Origin of the sequence: Salipiger bermudensis HTCC2601 (genome assembly GCF_000153725.1) — a bacterium.
Classification (GTDB): domain Bacteria; phylum Pseudomonadota; class Alphaproteobacteria; order Rhodobacterales; family Rhodobacteraceae; genus Salipiger; species Salipiger bermudensis.
Genome location: NZ_DS022276.1, coordinates 1391502 through 1407483, shown reverse-complemented (window position 1 = coordinate 1407483; position 15982 = coordinate 1391502). Strand labels below are relative to the sequence as shown.

At 65.3% G+C, this 15982-nt stretch carries 14 protein-coding genes; 9 read left to right on the top strand and 5 right to left on the bottom strand.

The annotated features are described in order from the left end of the window. Positions 1-1080 precede the first annotated feature (1080 nt). Positions 1081-1596, top strand: a complete 516-nt coding sequence (locus R2601_RS27140) for a flagellar hook-length control protein FliK (protein WP_217626363.1) — start codon at positions 1081-1083, stop codon at positions 1594-1596. Positions 1597-1606: 10 nt separating this feature from the next. Next, positions 1607-2281: a flagellar hook capping FlgD N-terminal domain-containing protein gene (locus R2601_RS06685; protein ID WP_007795505.1), complete on the top strand. Its 675-nt coding sequence runs from the start codon at positions 1607-1609 to the stop codon at positions 2279-2281. Between the two features lie 29 nt (positions 2282-2310). On the opposite strand, the gene R2601_RS06680 is transcribed toward R2601_RS06685, so the two are convergent. From R2601_RS06680 to ubiE, 3 genes are read right to left on the bottom strand one after another with little or no spacing between them, the layout of a single operon-like run. Then, the gene (locus R2601_RS06680) at positions 2311-3327 is read right to left on the bottom strand and encodes an NAD-dependent epimerase/dehydratase family protein (RefSeq protein WP_007795503.1); all 1017 of its coding nucleotides are present in this window, start codon (positions 3325-3327) and stop codon (positions 2311-2313) included. A gap of 36 nt (positions 3328-3363) precedes the next feature. Beyond that, positions 3364-4896: a 2-polyprenylphenol 6-hydroxylase gene (gene ubiB, locus R2601_RS06675; RefSeq protein ID WP_007795500.1), complete on the bottom strand. Its 1533-nt coding sequence runs from the start codon at positions 4894-4896 to the stop codon at positions 3364-3366. A 3-nt stretch (positions 4897-4899) separates the two neighbouring features. Beyond that, positions 4900-5652 (bottom strand): bifunctional demethylmenaquinone methyltransferase/2-methoxy-6-polyprenyl-1,4-benzoquinol methylase UbiE, encoded by a 753-nt coding sequence (gene ubiE, locus R2601_RS06670; protein ID WP_007795494.1) that lies wholly within the window; start codon positions 5650-5652, stop codon positions 4900-4902. Between the two features lie 94 nt (positions 5653-5746). On the opposite strand from ubiE, the gene mutM reads away from it, so the two are divergent. Beyond that, positions 5747-6598, top strand: a complete 852-nt coding sequence (gene mutM / locus R2601_RS06665) for a bifunctional DNA-formamidopyrimidine glycosylase/DNA-(apurinic or apyrimidinic site) lyase (protein WP_007795491.1) — start codon at positions 5747-5749, stop codon at positions 6596-6598. A gap of 64 nt (positions 6599-6662) precedes the next feature. Then, entirely contained in the window at positions 6663-7439 is a 777-nt protein-coding gene (locus R2601_RS06660; protein ID WP_007795488.1) for an enoyl-CoA hydratase, read from the top strand. Between the two features lie 70 nt (positions 7440-7509). On the opposite strand, the gene R2601_RS06655 is transcribed toward R2601_RS06660, so the two are convergent. Beyond that, a complete protein-coding gene (locus R2601_RS06655) occupies positions 7510-7692 on the bottom strand; it encodes a hypothetical protein (protein ID WP_007795485.1) in 183 nt (60 codons plus the stop codon). 271 nt (positions 7693-7963) lie between these two features. Here R2601_RS06655 and rpsT point away from each other — a divergent pair, with 271 nt between their 5' ends. The 5 genes from rpsT to gyrB all read left to right on the top strand — a co-directional run bounded on the left by rpsT (position 7964) and on the right by gyrB (position 15057). Continuing rightward, the gene (rpsT, locus tag R2601_RS06650; RefSeq protein WP_007795483.1) at positions 7964-8227 is read left to right on the top strand and encodes a 30S ribosomal protein S20; all 264 of its coding nucleotides are present in this window, start codon (positions 7964-7966) and stop codon (positions 8225-8227) included. 519 nt (positions 8228-8746) lie between these two features. Further along, entirely contained in the window at positions 8747-10126 is a 1380-nt protein-coding gene (gene dnaA, locus R2601_RS06645; RefSeq protein ID WP_040544429.1) for a chromosomal replication initiator protein DnaA, read from the top strand. Between the two features lie 168 nt (positions 10127-10294). Next, positions 10295-11413, top strand: coding sequence for a DNA polymerase III subunit beta (gene dnaN, locus R2601_RS06640; RefSeq protein ID WP_007795477.1), 1119 nt, complete (start codon positions 10295-10297; stop codon positions 11411-11413). Between the two features lie 37 nt (positions 11414-11450). Continuing rightward, the gene (gene recF / locus R2601_RS06635) at positions 11451-12560 is read left to right on the top strand and encodes a DNA replication/repair protein RecF (protein ID WP_007795474.1); all 1110 of its coding nucleotides are present in this window, start codon (positions 11451-11453) and stop codon (positions 12558-12560) included. Positions 12561-12639: 79 nt separating this feature from the next. Continuing rightward, positions 12640-15057, top strand: coding sequence for a DNA topoisomerase (ATP-hydrolyzing) subunit B (gene gyrB / locus R2601_RS06630; protein WP_007795473.1), 2418 nt, complete (start codon positions 12640-12642; stop codon positions 15055-15057). Between the two features lie 75 nt (positions 15058-15132). Here the strand turns inward: gyrB and R2601_RS06625 are convergent, their stop codons facing one another. Next, positions 15133-15783, bottom strand: coding sequence for a CbiX/SirB N-terminal domain-containing protein (locus R2601_RS06625; protein ID WP_254656038.1), 651 nt, complete (start codon positions 15781-15783; stop codon positions 15133-15135). Positions 15784-15982 lie beyond the last annotated feature (199 nt).

Genomic DNA, 15982 nt, shown 5'->3' with positions numbered 1-15982 from the left:
CTGCCCGTCTCAAGACCTCCGACAGCGCAGCGCTTCGATTTGCGCGCGCGGCCTGAGATGCCCGAAACGCCGCGTCCGGAAACGCGAGGTGATGCGGTGATCTCCCGACAGCGCATACTCGCGCATGAGGCTGAGGCAGATCACCTTGCGACGCACGGCAGGATGCAGAGATCGCGCGCTCCAGAAGTCGAGTCCGCGAAGCTGCCGGTCGGTGTACAGAGCGAGCGCAGCGCATTCTCTGTGCCGAGCCGTGGAACCCCTCTGCCCGAGGTATCGGTTCAGGCCTCCGATGCACGTCAAAGCGTCCAGCCTCCGGACGGATCATCCGCTCTTGAGCGGGGCGTTATCCCGACGCGACAGGGGCGTGCAAGCGAAGGTCCCCGCGCGCCGGATGTGGCTGTCGCGCATGACGCTCGCCCGGTCCAGGCCGGACAACCCGCCGACCGCCCGCTCGCAAGCAATGCGCCAGAAAACGCTCCATCGGTCTTGTTCAGGGGGCGGGGCGGCGCCACGCCGAAGCAAAATCAAGAGGCCACGGAGCCGGCGGACACCGTCGAGGTCTTTCGAAGCAGAACAGCGGTCTCCCGAACCGAAGCGCATCCCGTGCCACAGGTGATGAAAGGCTCGGCACAGGATGGGGTGGTTCCTCTGCCGCAAGAGGGCGGTCACGAACTCAGAAGGGAAGGTCTTGCGTCATCGGAAACCGGCCAGAATGGCGCCGTTTCTGAGCGTATCGTCACACGGTCTGCGCAAGGACTGCCCGACAAGACCGCCTCCGCAGGGGCTTTGATTGTGCAAGGGGGACGGACATCCTCTTTTGCGCCCGAGATCCAGGCCGTGCCGTTGTCAGGCCGAAACGAGAACATCGTCATGCCGGCAAGTCCGGATGGGCGACCGGTCGAGCCGCGGGAGGTCGTGTCATCGATCGAGACCCGGCATCGGGGCCGGAACCAGAGACAGGGTGCTGGGCTTGTGGCCGCCGGCCAGCCGGCTATGGGGGCCAGCCCCGCGTCGGCTGGACTGCCATCGCCAGCCATTGGTGCGAGTGTTGAACGGCCTGCAATCTCGGTCATTTCACCCGTGATTGATCTGGAGGAGCCGCTTTCAGAAGAGCTCTTCGCAGCACCACTGCCGAGCGGATCGGCTCCGGGGTCGGCCTCGGCCCCCGGCCACGCAACGAGCGTCGTGGCCCGCGAGGCGGCCGTTCCTGTGCTGCGCCAGGCCGCCGAGGCGATGACCGCCGCGGTGGATGCCCAGGATCAGGTCATTGAACTGAAGCTCCGGCCGGAAGAACTCGGCCAGTTGCGGTTCCGCATCGGCCAGGGTGAGACCGGACTGATGCTGAGCGTGACTGCGGATCGGCCTGAAACGCTGGATCTTCTGCGGCGCAACGTTGATCAGCTTGCCCGGCATCTGTCCGATCTCGGCTATGGGTCGGCGAGCTTCAGCTTCGGTGAGGAACGGCCCGGTTCGCAATCGCGCTCGTCAAGGGAGTCCGCTGCGCAGGGGCCGGATCCCATCGGTGGCCAGGTAACCGAGGCCGCGGTGTCGGACCCGGTCGCGCGGGCCTCCGATGGTTTGGACATGAGGCTTTAGGGAGATCATCATGCAAAGCAGTGCGGTAACGGGTGCCATCCCCACCGGGCGTGCCGAGTCCACCGGCTCGGCGGGCGAGGAACAGACCAAGAATGCGGCAGTTCTGAGCAGCGATTTCGAGACGTTTCTGAAGATGCTGACCACGCAAATGCAGAATCAGGATCCGCTCAACCCGGTTGATTCGACGGACTACGCCACCCAGCTCGCGACCTTTTCGTCGGTGGAGCAGCAAGTACTGACCAACGACCTTCTTGGGGATCTTGCGCAGGCCATGACCGGAGGCACGTTGCAGCAACTTGGCTCCTGGATCGGGCGAGATGTTCTGGCGGATGCGGCGGTGCGCTTTGACGGAGCACCTCTCGTGATGCGGCCGGAGTTCGAGCCCGGGGCGGATGCTGCCCGGCTTGTAGTGCGCGATGCTGCGGGTTCCGTGGTGCAGCGCCTGTCGCTCGATCCGTCGCAACCGGTCGTCGCGTGGCAAGGGGTTCGTGACAGCGGCACACCGATGGCATCTGGGATCTACAGTTTCGAGGTCGAGAGCCTGTCCGGCGGCACCACAGTCGCGCGCCAACCCGCCCAGGTCTACAATCCGGTGATTGAGGTGCGCCGCGAGGGTGAAGCAACCCTGCTGACCCTGTCGGATGGCAGCGAAATCGATGCCAAGGCCGTCACTGCTCTGCGCTGATGGGCAGAGCGCGAAAGCCCTGGCCGCGTTCAGGTCGCGGAGGCGTAATAGGATTTGTACCAATCGACAAAAGCCGCGACGCCATCCGCGAGAGGGGTCCGGGGCAAGGTACCGGTCAAACGGGTCAGCAGCGCGTTGTCTGCCCAGGTTGCGGGAACGTCGCCGGGCTGCATATCCATGTAATTGCGCAGGGCAGGCGTCCCGAGAGCCTGCTCGATGGCGGTCACGAAATCCTCGAGCCGTTCCGGCGTGCCGTGTCCCACGTTCAGCACCCGCCAGGGTGCCACCGGGGACAGGCTGTCGCCCTCGATCGGTGCGCCCAGAACCGGGGGCTGGCCGATCAGGCGGACAAGACCTTCGATCAGGTCATCGATATAGGTGAAATCGCGCCGCATGTCGCCGTGGTTGTAGATGTCGATCGGGCGGCCCTCGAGGATCGCCTTGACGAATTTGAACAGGGCCATGTCAGGCCGGCCCCAAGGTCCGTACACGGTGAAGAAGCGGAACATGGTGATCGGCAGCCCGTAGAGATGCGCGTAGGAATGCGCCATCGCCTCGTTGGCCTTCTTCGTCGCCGCATAGAACGACATCTGGTGGTCGGCCTTCGCCGTTTCGCGATACGGCATCTCGGTATTGGCGCCGTAGACCGACGAGGTCGAGGCCATCAGGAGGTGCTTCGGCGGCGCCGCCCGGGCTGCCTCGAGCAGTTCGAGCGCACCGACGAGGTTGGACTGAACGTAGGACCTCGGTGCCTCGAGCGAATACCGCACACCAGCCTGTGCCGCGAGATGAACGATGATCTCGGGGCGCTCGGAGACGCAGAGCTCGGTCAGTCGGCCCTCGTCCTCGGTATGCGCGATGACCGGCTCAAAGGCTGCATGCTCGCCGAGGATCGCGTGCCGGCGCTGCTTCAGAACGACGTCGTAATAGTCGCTCATCGCGTCGAAACCGATGACCCGGTAGCCCTCGTTGAGAAGGCGCTTCGACAGGTGAAATCCGATAAAGCCGGCAGATCCGGTCACGAGCGCGGTTTTCGCGGTGGACATGAGCGTCCTCCCCCAAGAGATCAGGCTGCCGATCTATCAGGCGAACGTATGCCAGACAAGCATGAGCGCCGCCCCGAGCGCCGCACCGGCACCGCCCCAGCCGAGCCGCACGCGCCATGAGCTGCGTTTCGCGGCGCCGTCGCCCTCGGACTGACGGATCAGCGCGGCCTCCACCAGCCCCGGCAGGCGCGGGCCAAAGCGGCCAAGCACCTGGGCGGTCTGCACGAGGTCGCGCAGCGCGGCGCGCGGGCCGATCGAGGTCTTGATGTAGTCCTCGACCACCGGCTTGGCGGTGTTCCAGATGTTCATGCGCGGGTTCAGCGAGCGTGCGACGCCCTCGACCACGACCATGGTGCGCTGCAGCAGGATCAGTTCGGTCCGGGTCTGCATGCCGAACCGCTCGGTCACCTCGAACAGGTAGGAGAGCAGCCGCGCCATCGAAATCCGCGTTGCGTCCATGCCAAAGATCGGCTCCCCGACGGCCCGAAGCGCCCGGGCGAACTCGTCGACATCGCGGTCGGCGGGCACGTATCCGGCCTCGAAATGCACCTCGGCCACGCGTTTGTAGTCGCGCCGGATGAAGCCGTAGAGGATCTCGGCATAGACCCGTCGGGTATACTCGTCGATATGCCCCATGATGCCGAAATCGTAGGCGATGATGTTGCCGTTCGGCGCGACCTTGAGGTTGCCCTGATGCATGTCGGCGTGGAAGAAGCCGTCGCGCAGCGCATGGTTCAGGAACAGCTGCAGCACCCGCTCGCTGAGCCGCTCGCGGTCATGTCCCGCGGCATCCAGCGCGGCGTTGTCGCCCAGCGGTGCACCCTCGGCCCAGCTCATGGTCATGACCCGCCGGCCCGAGAGCCCCCAGACCACCGATGGCAGTTCGAAGCCATCGTCGTCGGCGGTGTTGGCGGCGTATTCCGAGGCGGCAGCGGATTCGAGCCGCAGGTCGAGCTCGCCCATCACCACGCTCTCGAAATGCGAGATGACATCGCGCGGACGCAGCCGGCGTGCGGCCGGGGCCAGCGTCTCGATCATGTCCGCGGCGAAGTAGAACGCATCGATATCGGTGCGGAAGGCGCGCTCGATGCCCGGACGCAGCACTTTCACTGCAACGGTCTCGCCCGTATCGGCACGGCGCGCCTTGTGGACCTGCGCGATCGAGGCCGCCGCGACGGGCGCGCTGAACTCGCTGAAGATCTCCGAGACCGGCACGCCAAGCTCGGCCTCGATCTGGCGCTCGGCCTGTTCGATGCCAAAGGGGGGGAGCTTGTCCTGCAGCACCCGCAGCTGGTTGGCGAGATCCTGACCGACCACGTCCGGTCGGGTCGAGAGAATCTGGCCAAACTTGATATAGGCGGGTCCGAGCGCGCTCAGCGCGCGGGGCGCGGGCGGCATCGACGGATCGCCCTCGATGCCGGTCCATTTGAACGGCCAGACCAGCGTGCGGAAGGCGATGCGCACCACTTTCGGCGCGTCGAACGCGTCGAGCACAACGCCCATGGCGCCGGTGCGCTCGAAGGTGGCGCCGGTGCGGATCAGGCGCCAGATATTGTGCGGTCCGCGCATGGCTCAGATCTTCCAGCCGGAATGCAGGCAGGCAATGCCCATGCTCAGGTTGCGGTACTTGGCGTTGCCGAACCCGGCGGCGCGCAGCATGCCGAGGAAGGTCTCCTGGTCGGGGAACTTGCGGATCGATTCCACAAGATATTGATAGCTGTCGCGATCGCCGGCGATCATCTGGCCCATGCGCGGGATGATGTTGAAGGAATAAAGATCGTAGGCCTTCTGCATCATGTCGTTGGGGATCTGGCTGAACTCGAGCACCATGAGCCGGCCGCCGGGCTTGAGCACGCGGAACGCCTCGTTCAGAGCCTCCTGCGGGCGGGTGACGTTCCGGATGCCGAAGGAGATCGTGTAGACATCGAACGTGCTGTCGGGGAAGGGCAGCGCCATGGCGTCGCCCACCACCCAGTCGAGCTGTTCAGCCATCGCCGCGGCATCGGCGCGCTTGCGGCCCTCAACCAGCATTGGCTCGGTCAGGTCGAGCACGGTGGCGTGGCCATGACCGGCGCGCTTGAGGAAGCGGAACGAGATGTCGCCGGTGCCACCGGCCACGTCGAGCAGGCGCTGCCCGGGGCGCGGGGCCAGCCAGTCCATCATCGCGTCCTTCCAGACCCGATGGATGCCAAGCGACATGGCATCGTTCATCACGTCGTATTTCGACGCCACCGAGTTGAAGACGCCCTGCACGCGACCGGCCTTCTCGGTCTCGGGGATGTCGGTGAAGCCGAAATGCGTGGTTTTCTGGGTGTCGTCGGTCATGGGTCTTGCCGTTTTGCTGCTGCATCTCCTTATAGGGCGCGGGGGGCGCGCTGCAATGCGGCCCTTCGACAAGACGCTGTGACCCGGAGAGAACATGCCCGAATTGCCAGAGGTGGAAACCGTGCGCCGCGGCCTCGCCCCCGTGATGGAGGGCAACCGCATCGCCCAGGCGCAGGTCAACCGGCCCGATCTGCGCTGGCCGTTCCCCGAGCGCATGGCCGAGCGGCTGACCGGGGCACGGATCCTCCAGCTGCGGCGGCGGTCGAAGTACATCCTCGGCGATCTCGACAGCGGCGAGACGCTGCTGATCCACCTTGGCATGACCGGCCGGATGCTGGTTTCGGGCGACGCTCTGGGGCGCTTCGTGCACGACCATCCGGCGCCGGAAAAGCACGATCACGTGGTGCTCGACATGGCGGATGGCGCCCGCGTCACCTTCAACGATCCGCGTCGGTTCGGGGCGATGGATCTGATGCAAACCGCCACGGCCGAAGCCCACCCGCTCCTCGCGGCGCTGGGGCCGGAACCGCTTGGCAACGCGTTCAGCGAATCCCACCTGGTGGCGGCGCTGGCGGGGCGCAACATGCCGATCAAGTCGGCTCTGCTCGACCAGAAAATCGTCGCGGGCCTCGGCAATATCTACGTCTGCGAAGCGCTCTATCGCTGCGGAATTCATCCGGGACGTCGCGTCAGACGGATTTCCGAGAAACGCATCGCCTCGTTGGTGCCGGTGATCCGAGAGGTGCTGGAAGAGGCCATTGCGGCAGGCGGATCGAGCCTGCGGGACTTCCGCCAAGCCGATGGGGAGCTTGGATATTTTCAGCACAGCTTCGATGTCTACGGGCGCGAGGGGCAGCCGTGCCGGACCCCCGATTGCGGCGCTACGGTACACCGGATGGTTCAATCAGGGCGGTCCTCGTTCTACTGCCCGCGGTGCCAAAGATAACTTGATTGCGAGGGCCAAGCTGGTAAGGCTGCCGTCTGACGCTAACGGACGGGAGCCCGAAGTCATGGCCTATGAGACGATCATCGTCGAAATAGATGACCACGTCGCAACGATCACACTCAATCGCCCGGATGCCCTCAACGCCCTCAACAGCCACCTGCTGCAGGAGCTGGCGCAGGCGCTGGGCGAGCTGGATTCCAATGACAAGGTACGCTGCATCATCGTGACCGGCTCGGCCAAGGCCTTTGCGGCCGGGGCGGACATCAAGGAGATGTCCGAGAAGAGCTTTGTCGACATGTATCTCGGAGATTTCTTCGAGCCGGCGACCGAGGCCGTGACCCGGGTGCGCAAGCCGATCATCGCCGCGGTGGCGGGCTACGCGCTGGGCGGCGGTTGCGAATTGGCGATGATGTGCGACTTCATCATTGCAGCCGAAAACGCCAAGTTCGGCCAGCCCGAGATCAATCTCGGGGTCATCGCCGGGATCGGCGGCACGCAGCGCCTGACGCGCTATGTCGGCAAGTCCAAGTCCATGGACATGCACCTCACCGGTCGCTTCATGGATGCCGAAGAGGCCGAGCGCGCCGGGCTGGTGAGCCGTATCGTGCCGGCCAAGCAGCTGATGGACGAGACCAAGAAAGCGGCCGAGAAGATCGCCGAGAAGTCCATGCTGGCCAGCATCGCGGCCAAGCAGGCGGTGAACCGGTCCTACGAGACCACGCTCACCGAGGGGCTGCTGTTCGAGCGCCGGCTGTTCCACTCGCTGTTCGCGACCGAGGATCAGAAAGAGGGCATGGCGGCCTTCCAGGAAAAGCGCACCGCGCAGTTCCGCGACCGCTGAGCCCAAGCTTCAGAACAAGAAAACGGCCCGCCCCTCGGCGGGCCGTTCGCGTTTCGGCCTCGGTGCGGCGTCAGCCCTGAAGTGCGCCACGACGGCTGCGGATCGCGGCCTGGATGGCGCGCCAGTCCTCGGCCTGAGCCGTGTTGCCGCTCTCCTCGCAGGTGCGGGCCTTCTGGGCCGCCTCGGCCTCTGCCCGGTCACCGTGGGCGCGGTAGAGCGATTGTGCATACTCCGAAATTTGCATCGCATTCATCTCTGATTCCTCCTTTCAGAATGAACGGTCCTGCGGTGGCAGGACCCCGAATATAGGGGCTCAGGGCCGATTCTGCGACCTTCGGGTCCGTCTTGACCCGCATAGGGGTTTGCAAGACCGAAGTTTTGGTATATGCGCCGCGGCTACATGCGCGTGATGCCCGCTCAGGCAAGAATCGGTCCGGCGACACCTGTCCGGGTCAGAGTGCCATTGCGCGACCCGGATACCGTTGACCCCCATGCGAGGGGCAGAAGACAGAGGACTGATCATCATGGCAAACTCCCCCCAGGCGAAGAAGCGCGCCCGTCAGAACGAAAAGCGTTTTGCAATCAACAAGGCGCGCCGCTCGCGCATCCGCACCTACCTGCGCAAGGTCGAAGAGGCGATCGCCTCGGGCGATCAAGACGCCGCGAAGGCCGCTCTTCTGGCCGCACAGCCCGAGCTGATGCGCGGTGTGACCAAGGGCGTGTTCCACAAGAACACCGCATCGCGGAAGATGTCGCGCCTTGCATCGCGGGTGAAAGCGCTGGGCTGAAAAGCCACACCGGATTTGTAGACGAATAAAAAGGCACCACAATCTGTGGTGCCTTTTTTTCACCCAGATACTATCCGTTGAAATCGGAGATTCTTTTTTCGGATTCCTCTGAGTCAACATTTAAGTTCGGTTGCCGGGCTTCCCGCCAAATTGCTAATTTCACCGAGCGAGTCACATTGCTTTGGGGGGACAGGCAAGCAGCGCAACGCCCGTGTTTTTTGGGACGTATGCACTGCGCTTTGGCGGTCTGCTGCACCAGCCGCCAGAACAGGGCGTTTGCCCTGCCAGTCCGAGGTATACAAATGCGCGGACAGCGCTCACTTTGATCAGTCCTTGGTTGGGATGCCAAGGGCGCGGTGAGGTGTTGTCCGTCCGGAATGCGTATCATTCCAGCCCATGTCGTCATGGCATGGGGCAGAGACCTGTTCCCGCATGACATGTGTCCGCCGGGCGGCTCACTCAGATCGCCCGAGATGACGAGATGGATGAATGGCAGTCAGGCTTTCGGAGCGGGGACAAATGACAAAAGACCAGTGGGGCGCATTGCAGAGCCAGCTGAGCAGTACGATCGGGGAAAACAACTACAAGACCTGGATCGAACCCATGGAATTCCACGGCGTGGAGCCGGGTGGTGTGGCCGTGTTCAACGTGCCGACCAACTTCATTGGCACCTACGTGTCGCAGAACTTCGGGGACATTCTTCTTGCCAAGCTGTCGGGGATGGACACCGACGTGCGCCGGCTGAAGTTTCAGGTCGCCAATGCCGACACCCGGCCCGCCCCGGCCCAGCAGCAGCCGCGCCCGGCGGCGCAGGCGCAGCCGGCCCCGGCCGCCGCGGCGCCCGCCAACAGCGACCTGCTGCCCGGCGCGCCGCTCGACGGCCGCTTCACCTTCGACAGCTTCGTCGTCGGCAAGCCCAACGAGCTGGCCCATGCCGCGGCCAAGCGCGTGGCCGAGGGTGGCCAGGTGACCTTCAACCCGCTGTTCCTTTACGGTGGTGTGGGCCTTGGTAAGACCCACCTGATGCACGCCATCGCCTGGGACCTGCGCAACAACCGGCCCGACCTGAACGTGCTCTACCTCTCCGCAGAGCAGTTCATGTACCGCTTCGTGCAGGCCCTGCGCGAGCGCCGGATGATGGATTTCAAGGAGCTGTTCCGCTCGGTCGACGTGCTGATGGTGGACGATGTCCAGTTCATCGCCGGCAAGGATTCCACGCAGGAAGAGTTCTTCCACACGTTCAACGCGCTGGTTGACCAGAACAAGCAGATCATCATCTCGGCCGACCGCGCCCCGGATGAGATCAAGGACCTCGAGAACCGCATCCGCTCGCGGCTCCAGTCCGGTCTCGTGGTCGATCTGCATCCCACCGACTACGAACTGCGTCTCGGCATCCTGCAATCCAAGGTTCAGAACTATCGTGAGCAGTATCCCGCGCTGCAACTCGATGACGGCATCCTGGAATTCCTCGCCCACCGCATCTCGACCAACGTGCGCGTGCTCGAGGGCGCCCTGACCCGGCTCTTCGCCTTCGCCTCGCTGGTCGGCCAGCCGATCACCATGGAGCTGACGCAGGATTGCCTCGCCGACGTGCTGCGTGCCTCGGATCGCAAGATCTCGATCGAGGAAATCCAGCGCAAGGTGGCCGAGCATTACCACATCCGCCTCAGCGACCTCATCGGTCCCAAGCGGGTGCGCAACTTTGCGCGGCCGCGCCAAGTGGCGATGTACCTGTGCAAGCAGCTCACCGCCCGGTCGCTGCCCGAGATTGGCCGCCGCTTTGGCGGGCGCGACCACACCACCGTCATGCACGGGGTGAAGCGCATCGAGGAGCTGCGCACGCAGGACAGCCAGATCGCCGACGATGTCGAGCTTCTGCGCCGCGCGCTCGAGGCCTGAAACGGCCTTCTGAGGTTCGAACACAACACAACCGAACGGGGCCGCCTTCACGCGGCCTCGCGGCCTTGACGCCACTGTAAAACAATCCGATCAATCGCTGAAACAAGGCTTGGAGCAGCTTGCGCATGGCGCTACGCTGCGCCTCCGGCACGGCGGAGAGGGTGAGGGATGAAAGTCAGTATCGAACGGGCAACGCTGCTCAAGGCAGTCAGCCAGGCGCAATCTGTTGTCGAGCGTCGCAACACCATTCCGATCCTCGCGAACGTGCTGATCGAGGCCGAGGGCGACACCGTCACCTTCCGTGCCACCGATCTCGACATCGAGGTTCTGGACCGCGCCCCGGCGCAGGTCGAGCGGGCCGGGGCCACCACGGTTTCGGCCGTGACCCTGCACGAGATCGTCCGCAAGCTGCCCGACGGCGCGCTTGTCCAGCTCGCCGATGACAGCGCCGCCGGGCGCCTCACGGTCACCGCGGGCCGGTCGAACTTCAACCTCGCGACCCTGCCGAAAGAGGACTTCCCGGTCATGGCCTCGTCGGAATACGCGACGAACTTCTCCGCCAAGGCCGAGACCCTGCGCAAGCTCTTCGACAAGTCGAAATTCGCCATCTCGACGGAAGAGACCCGCTACTACCTCAACGGCGTCTACATGCACGTGTCGGACAGCGAAGAGGGCCGGGTGCTGCGCTGCGTCGCCACCGACGGCCACCGCCTCGCCCGGATCGATGCGCCGGTGCCCGAGGGCGCCGAGGCGATGCCCGGCGTGATCGTGCCGCGCAAGACCGTGGGCGAGCTTCGCAAGCTGCTCGACGATGACGATATGGACATCGCCGTGTCGGTGTCCGAGACCAAGGTGCGCTTTGCGACGCCCGACATCACCCTGACCTCCAAGGTCATCGACGGCACCTTCCCGGATTACTCCCGCGTCATCCCGACCGGCAACACCCGCCGGCTCGAGGTCGACGCGACCGAGTTCGCCAAGGCGGTCGATCGTGTCGCCACCGTGTCGTCCGAGCGGTCGCGCGCTGTGAAACTGCAGCTCGACGAGGACCGGCTTGTGCTGTCGGTCAACGCGCCCGACAGCGGCGCCGCCGAGGAAGAGCTCGCCGTGGCCTATGGCGACGAGCCGCTCGAGATCGGCTTCAACGCCAAGTACCTGCTCGAGATCGCCAGCCAGGTGGATCGCGAGAACGCGGTGTTCATGTTCAACTCCTCCGGCGACCCGACCCTGATGCGCGAAGGCAGCGACACCAGCGCGGTCTACGTCGTGATGCCGATGCGCGTGTGACCCTGACCGGGCCTGACCTGCACAGGGAGAGCGGACCGTGACCGCTCTCCACCTCTCCAGTCTGACGCTCTCGCATTTCCGCTCGCACAAGCGCGCGGCGGTGGAGGTCGATGCCCGGCCCGTGGCGATCTTTGGGCCCAATGGCGCGGGCAAGACCAACCTGATCGAGGCGGTCTCGCTGCTGTCGCCCGGGCGCGGCATGCGGCGCGCCTCGGCGCAGGAGATGACGCGACGGCCCGAGGCTCTGGGCTGGAAGATCGGCGCGGTGCTGCACGGACCCGAGGGCGCGAGCGAGATCTCGGTGCGCTCGGAAAGCGGTGGCTCGCGGCAGGTCGAGATCGACGGCAAGCCCGCGCCGCAGACGGCGCTGGGGCGCATCGCGCGGGTGCTCTGGCTGATCCCTTCGATGGACCGGCTGTGGATCGAGGCTCCCGAGGGCCGGCGGCGCTTTCTTGACCGCATGACGCTGAGTTTCTTCCCCGATCACGCCGACGCCTCGCTGACCTACGAGAAGGCCATGCGCGAGCGCAACCGGCTGCTCAAGGAGCAGATCCGCGACGCGCATTGGTATGCCGCGCTCGAGACCCAGATGGCGCAGAGCGGCGCGCTGATCCAGCAGAACCGGCAGGCGGCGCTGGCGCGTCTGGCCCGCGCGCAGGATGGGGCGGAGACCAGCTTTCCGGCCGCCGATCTCGCGCTGGTCTCCACCGAGGCCGACATTCCCGAGACCGAGGAGGATCTGCGCGCCGTCTTCGCCGAGGGGCGCTTTCGCGACATGGCCGCCGGGCGCACGCTGGTCGGGCCGCACCGGTCGGATCTTTACGGGGTCTTTGCCGCGAAGGGGGTGCCGGCCTCGGATTGCTCCACCGGCGAGCAGAAGGCGCTGCTGATCTCGCTGATCCTTGCCAATGCACGGGCGCTCGCGGCCGAGATCGGTGCACCACCGCTCCTGCTGCTCGATGAGGTCGCGGCGCATCTCGACGCGGGCCGCCGCGCGGCGCTCTATGACGAGATCTGCGCCCTCGGTGCGCAGGCCTGGATGACCGGCACCGGGCCGGAACTGTTCGCGGAGCTGGGCGATCGCGCGCAGCGGCTTCAGGTCACCGAAGAGGCCGGGCAATCAGTCGTTGAAAACCTGCCGATCTGACACCAAATCTTGTGTCATCTGCGTGACAAGGCAGCGCTTCTCACCTATAAAATTCCCAAACAAGACAGAGGATGGCTACATGGCCGAACCGGCAGGCGCTCCGCAGGAATACGGCGCGGATTCCATCAAGGTTCTCAAGGGTTTGGAGGCAGTGCGCAAGCGCCCCGGCATGTATATCGGTGACACCGATGACGGCTCGGGCCTGCACCACATGGTCTACGAGGTCGTGGATAACGGCATCGACGAGGCTCTGGCCGGTCATGCCGACTTCGTGCGCGTGAAAATCCATGCCGACAACTCGGTCTCGGTGCGTGACAACGGCCGAGGCATCCCGGTCGACATGCATGCCGAAGAGGGCGTCTCGGCGGCCGAGGTCATCATGACCCAGCTGCACGCCGGCGGTAAGTTCGACCAGAACTCCTACAAGGTCTCCGGTGGTCTGCACGGCGTGGGCGTCTCGGTGGTGAACGCACTGTCGGTCTGGCTCGAGCTGCGCATCTGGCGCAACGGCAAGGAGCACTACGCCAAGTTCTCGCACGGTGAGACGGTCGAGCATCTGCGCGTGGTCGGCGATGCCGAGGGCGAGCAGGGCACCGAGGTCCGTTTCCTCGCCTCGACCGAGACCTTCTCGAACCTCGATTTCGAATTTGCCACGCTGGAAAAGCGCCTGCGCGAGCTCGCCTTCCTGAACTCCGGCGTGCGCATCATCCTCGAGGATGAGCGCCCGGCCGAGCCGCTGCACACCGAGCTGCACTACGAGGGCGGTGTGAAGGAGTTCGTCAAGTATCTCGACCGCTCAAAGCAGCCGATGATGCCCGAGCCGATCTACATGACCGGCGAGAAGGACGGCATCGGCGTCGAGGTCGCGATGTGGTGGAACGACAGCTACAACGAGATGGTGCTGCCCTTCACCAACAACATCCCGCAGCGCGACGGCGGCACCCACATGGCCGGCTTCCGTGGCGCGCTGACCCGGACGCTGACGCGCTATGCCACCGACAGCGGCATCGCCAAGAAGGAAAAGGTCAGCTTCACCGGCGACGACGCCCGAGAGGGCCTGACCTGCGTGCTGTCGGTGAAGGTGCCCGACCCGAAGTTCTCGAGCCAGACCAAGGACAAGCTGGTGTCGTCCGAAGTGCGCCCGGCGGTCGAGAACCTGGTGAACGAGAAGCTCACCGAGTGGTTCGAAGAGCACCCGAACGAGGCCAAGATGGTCGTCGGCAAGATCGTCGAGGCGGCGCTCGCCCGCGAGGCTGCGCGCAAGGCGCGCGAGCTCACGCGCCGTAAAAACCCGATGGATGTCAACTTCCTCGCCGGCAAGCTCAAGGACTGCTCCGAGAAGGACCCGTCCAAGACCGAGCTGTTCATCGTCGAGGGGGACTCCGCCGGCGGCTCGGCCCAGACCGGGCGGGATCGTGGCACCCAGGCGATCCTGCCGCTGAAGGGCAAGATCCTCAACGTCGAGCGCGCGCGCTTCGACCGGATGCTCGGCAGCCAGGAGATCGGCAACCTCGTGATGGCGCTCGGCACCGGCATCGGCCGGGACGAGTTCAACATCGACAAGCTGCGGTATCACAAGATCATCCTGATGACGGACGCCGACGTCGACGGTGCCCACATCCGCACCCTGCTGCTGACCTTCTTCTACCGGCAGATGCCGGAGCTGATCGAAGGTGGCTATCTCTACATCGCCCAGCCGCCGCTCTTCAAAGTCGCGCGCGGCCGCTCGGAGGTCTACGTCAAGGACCAGGCGGCGCTTGACGACTATCTGATCCAGCAGGGGGTCGACGGGGCGCATCTGACGCTCGGCAATGGCGAGGTCATCACCGGGCAGGATCTTGTCCGGGTGATCGACGAGGCGCGTCAGCTCAAGCGCGTGCTCGACGCCTTCCCGACGCACTACCCGCGCCACATCCTCGAACAGGCCGCCGTGGCGGGGGCCTTCGTGCCCGGCGCGGTCGAGAGCGACCTGCAGGGCGTGGCCGACAAGGTGGCCGAGCGGCTCGATCTGATCGCGTTGGAATACGAGAAGGGATGGCAGGGCCGCATCACCCAGGACCGCGGCATTCGCCTCGCGCGCATCCTGCGCGGGGTCGAGGAAGTCCGCACGCTGGACGGCCCGATGCTCCGGTCCGGCGAGGCGCGCAAGACCGGCAGCTTCACGCAGGCGCTGCAGACCGTGTACGCCACGCCCGCCGTGCTCGAGCGCAAGGACCGCCGTCAGGCGATCTATGGCCCGCTCGGGTTGCTTGAGGCGATCCTCGAAGAGGGCGAGAAGGGTCTGTCGCTGCAGCGCTACAAGGGTCTGGGCGAGATGAACCCGGGCCAGCTCTGGGAAACCACGCTCGATCCCGACGCCCGCACGCTGCTTCAGGTGCGCGTCGACGACATGACCGAGGCGGATGACATCTTCACCAAGCTGATGGGCGACGTGGTCGAACCGCGCCGCGAGTTCATCCAGCAGAACGCGCTCAGCGTCGAGAACCTCGACTTCTGAGCCGGTTCCGAGCCGGAAATGCCAAGGGCCACCCGATTGGGCGGCCCTTTTGCGTGGGTTGATAAGAGCGAGAGCTCAGGATGCCTCGGTTACGAGCGCGGCGCCCTGCCGCTCGATGCTGCCGGCGATCAGGGCCGGTGTGTCGGTCCAGGCGATGAAGGGCGGAAGCATCGGACCGTCGAAGCCGGCGGCGGCGAGCGCGGCGGGTACATCGTCTTCCATGTGACCCGATTGCTGCGCGAAATAGGGCAGGCAGATCGCCTGACCCAGCCCTTGCGCCACGTCCTTGAGAAACGGCGGTTGTTCGATGAACCCGGTGCGTGTTGCGGTGAAGCCCATCCCAGAATGCAGCGCTCGCGCAAAGCCGTAGGCGCTGTCGGCGCTGGTGCGCGAGATCGCGCTGCCATGCGCGGCGACCACCAGCGCGGTCTCGGACGCCTCCCAGCCCTTCTGCGCGAGCTGCGCATGCAGCTCGGTCCGGGCGCAGGCGACAAGCCCGGGTTCGACACCGAACGGCTCCAGCATCCGCAGGCCGAGCTCGCGCGCCTTCTTGGCCAGCACCTGCCCGGTGAACCAGCCCCGCGCCATGAAGAACGGGTAGATCAGAGGCCTCCCGAGTTCGCCGATCTCGGCTTCAAGCCGGCCCTTCGCGGCCAGTGTCGCGCTGCCGATCCGCCAGCCGTCCATGTGGGCCTCGACGCTGCTCGCCAGAGCGCGGAGCGCCACCTCCTGCGACTCCGGGTCTGACGGGCTGCCATGCGCAACAATTACGGCGCTGCGGGGAACTGGGCTATGAGCCATGTTCTGTCGGTATCCTCTGTGCTGTAGGCCCGGCAGACCCTCCTCCGATCCACCGGTGAGTGGTCGATGCTAGACGATTCGATCCATTCCGTCGCCCTGCCGAAACTGAAATTTCCGCGAGACG

Excerpts from the sequence above, each read along its gene's own strand:
- R2601_RS06685 (WP_007795505.1), top strand. The coding sequence starts at position 1,607 with ATGCAAAGCAGTGCGGTAACGGGTGCCATCCCCACCGGGCGTGCCGAG.
- R2601_RS06680 (WP_007795503.1), bottom strand. The coding sequence starts at position 3,327 with ATGTCCACCGCGAAAACCGCGCTCGTGACCGGATCTGCCGGCTTTATC.
- ubiB (WP_007795500.1), bottom strand. The coding sequence starts at position 4,896 with ATGCGCGGACCGCACAATATCTGGCGCCTGATCCGCACCGGCGCCACC.
- ubiE (WP_007795494.1), bottom strand. The coding sequence starts at position 5,652 with ATGACCGACGACACCCAGAAAACCACGCATTTCGGCTTCACCGACATC.
- mutM (WP_007795491.1), top strand. The coding sequence starts at position 5,747 with ATGCCCGAATTGCCAGAGGTGGAAACCGTGCGCCGCGGCCTCGCCCCC.
- R2601_RS06660 (WP_007795488.1), top strand. The coding sequence starts at position 6,663 with ATGGCCTATGAGACGATCATCGTCGAAATAGATGACCACGTCGCAACG.
- R2601_RS06655 (WP_007795485.1), bottom strand. The coding sequence starts at position 7,692 with ATGAATGCGATGCAAATTTCGGAGTATGCACAATCGCTCTACCGCGCC.
- rpsT (WP_007795483.1), top strand. The coding sequence starts at position 7,964 with ATGGCAAACTCCCCCCAGGCGAAGAAGCGCGCCCGTCAGAACGAAAAG.
- dnaA (WP_040544429.1), top strand. The coding sequence starts at position 8,747 with ATGACAAAAGACCAGTGGGGCGCATTGCAGAGCCAGCTGAGCAGTACG.
- dnaN (WP_007795477.1), top strand. The coding sequence starts at position 10,295 with ATGAAAGTCAGTATCGAACGGGCAACGCTGCTCAAGGCAGTCAGCCAG.
- gyrB (WP_007795473.1), top strand. The coding sequence starts at position 12,640 with ATGGCCGAACCGGCAGGCGCTCCGCAGGAATACGGCGCGGATTCCATC.